The organism is Paraburkholderia sp. BCC1885 (genome assembly GCF_900996235.1).
Taxonomy (GTDB): Bacteria; Pseudomonadota; Gammaproteobacteria; order Burkholderiales; family Burkholderiaceae; genus Paraburkholderia.
The window spans coordinates 1-467 of record NZ_CAAJGM010000138.1; the positions used below are offsets into that span (position 1 = coordinate 1).

Below are 467 nucleotides of genomic sequence, written 5' to 3' on the forward strand. Positions count from 1 at the left end.
GATCATGCCGCAGATCATGCCGTCGGCATCGCCGAGGTGGACCAGGATCGCGCCGATCAGCGTGTTGAACTTGCGCAGCGCGGCCTTGGCGAGCTCGGGCGTGACCCCGTCGCGCGCGCCGAGCTCGTGGTAGGCCTGCCAGCACTGCTGGTAGCGCGGGTCGTCCTCGGGATCGACGATCTCGAAGTCGGTGCCGGCGCGCAGCTTCGAGCCGATCTTCTTCAGGCGCATCTCGACCACCGCAGGGCGGCCGATGATGATCGGCTTGGCGATCTTCTCCTGCAGCACGAACTGCGCGGCGCGCAGCACGCGCTCGTCCTCGCCCTCGGCGAACACGATGCGCGCCTCCTTGGCCTTGGCCGCGGTGAACACCGGGCGCATCACCATGCCGGTGCGATAGACGGTCGCGCCGAGCTGCTCGCGATAGGCGTCCATGTCGGCGATCGGGCGCGTGGCCACGCCCGAAT

1 protein-coding gene is annotated in these 467 nt (G+C 69.0%); it reads right to left on the reverse strand.

Annotated elements, in window-relative coordinates; genetic code table 11:
• On the reverse strand, positions 1-467 hold a 467-nt coding region (locus tag FQ755_RS14305), incomplete at both ends, for a phosphate acyltransferase (RefSeq protein ID WP_260858577.1).